Annotated in this window: 1 protein-coding gene and 1 pseudogene; one reads left to right on the top strand and one right to left on the bottom strand. The window is 66.5% G+C overall.

The window, feature by feature from the left end; translation table 11 throughout:
- Positions 1-105 precede the first annotated feature (105 nt).
- Positions 106-411, top strand: a pseudogene (locus tag AB0D85_RS52180) (transposase); the annotation flags it as partial.
- Between the two features lie 99 nt (positions 412-510).
- Here the strand turns inward: AB0D85_RS52180 and trpS are convergent.
- Positions 511-1,557: a tryptophan--tRNA ligase gene (gene trpS, locus AB0D85_RS52175; RefSeq protein WP_362338749.1), complete on the bottom strand. Its 1,047-nt coding sequence runs from the start codon at positions 1,555-1,557 to the stop codon at positions 511-513.
- Positions 1,558-2,115 lie beyond the last annotated feature (558 nt).

The following is a 2,115-nucleotide window of genomic DNA, read 5'->3' as shown; positions in this document are numbered from 1 at the left end:
ACGAACAACAACGACTGAACCAACCGCAACTCAAGACGCGAAGGTCACTTTTGACCCGGCCAAACTGGGTCCGGGTTCAGCCGACGCCGACACAGGGCCACTACGGCACGCAAAGCAGCGGATGCAGCGATCGGCGCCACGAAGAAGGCACTGCTGGAGATGGGTCGCAAGCACGTACGGGATGTCCGTTTAGTGCATCCCGCGCACACCACCATGGACTGCGCATTGTGCGGCGCGAGAACCAAGCATCCACTACCGCTGTCGGAACGTACCTACACCTGCACCGCATGTGGAGCTGTCTCTCCGCGGGACAAGAACTCCGCACGCGTGATGCTCGTCCGGGCTGGTCTGAACCCGGCTGGTGCCGAGGGCGTGAGACCTCCTGGAGCGCTGCTCCAGGAGGCGGCCTGAGCCAGGAATCCACCCGTGCCTTTAGGGGGAGCAGTCAACATGCGCCAGCACTTCGCCGCCGCGACCGTCACATACCCACCTCGCCACCAGCCCCCGCGCCTACCGCGCCGCGTTCAACGCCGGCTCGGCCGCCACCGACTCCGTGAAGGCACCCGGCGGCAACAGCCCGATCGCCCGGTAAGCGGTATCGACGATCGGCCGGGCGATCGCCCGAGCCTTCTCCGCACCATGCCGCAACACCCCCTCCACATATCCCGGATCGGCACACAACTCCTTGTGCCTGGCCTGCACGGGCCCGAGCACCTCCACCACCGCCTCCGCGGTGGCCTGCTTCAGAGCGCCGTACGAATCGTGAACGGTTGCCAGTGACTCAGGGTTCCCGTCCGTGCACGCAGCGAGAATCTCCAGCAGATTCGCCACCCCGGGCCGCTCCTCCCGGTCGTACACGACCTCCCGCCCGCTGTCGGTCACGGCCCGCATGACCTTCTTGCGGATCACGTCCGGCTCGTCGAGGAGATAGACGATCCCCGGCCCGGAGTCGTCCGACTTCCCCATCTTCGACGCCGGATCCTGCAGATTCATCACCCGGGCCGCCACCGTCGGCACGGTCGCCTTCGGCACCACGAACGTGTGCCCGTACCGCTGGTTGAACCGCACCGCCAGATCCCGCGTCAGCTCCACGTGCTGCGCCTGGTCGTCCCCGACCGGCACCTCGTCCGCCCCGTACGCCAGGATGTCCGCCGCCATCAGCGCCGGGTAGGTCAGCAGGGACAGCCGCACACCACGTCCCCGCGACCCCTCGCTCGCGACCTTCTCCTTGTACTGGATCATGCGCCGCATCTCCCCGTCGGTCGCCACGCACTCCATGAGGTACGACAGCCGGGTGTGCTCGTCGACATGACTCTGCACGAACACGGTGCACAGCTCCGGATCCAGTCCCGCCGCCAGCAGCAGCGTCGCCGCCTGCCGGGTGAGCCTGCGCAGCCGGGCCGGATCGTGGTCCACGGTCATCCCGTGCAGATCGACGATGCAGAACAGGGCGTCGGCCTGGTGCTGGTCCACCGCGGCCCACTGCCGCATGGCCCCCAGGTAGTTCCCCAACGTCAGGTGCCCGGTCGGCTTGATCCCGCTGAAGACCCGTGTCATTCCTTCTCCACCTCCTGGTCGGAGCCGCCGTCCCCGGCGGCCGGCCCTCAGAGGTTCAGGAGGGAGAAACACGAACGGCCGCCGAGGCGGCGGCCGTTGAACGCATACGTGAGCGCGGCCGCCGTCAGGCGGCCCACCACTGCTGGGTGCACGTACGCGTAGTAGTCACGTGGGCCACCATACGCCCGCGGGGTGCCGTCCTGCCGTGAGTTGACACACCCCAACGCGCTACGTAAAGTTCTCCGAGTTGTTCGACGTGAGCGCCGACCCCGGTCGGTCCCCGGACAGCCATTCCGCAAGTACCTAGCCAGCAATCGGCGTCATGTCGTCGTGTTGCTTCGGCATGCGTTTTTGCGAAATGAGGAATCCACGTTCGAAAGGACGCGGCCCCCGATTAGCTCGGAGGCCGGGAATCCGCTAAAGTCTCACTCGTCGGAACGGCCCAGCGGCCGGGAAGGCAACTCCCGCTGACTGGGAATCAGACGCCGAAAGGATCTGATAGAGTCGGAACCGCCGGAAAGGGAAACGCGAGAGCGGGAACCTGGAAAGCACCGAGGA

The organism is Streptomyces sp. NPDC048277 (assembly GCF_040652235.1).
Lineage (GTDB): Bacteria > Actinomycetota > Actinomycetes > Streptomycetales > Streptomycetaceae > Streptomyces.
This window is presented reverse-complemented; position numbering and strand designations above follow the sequence as displayed.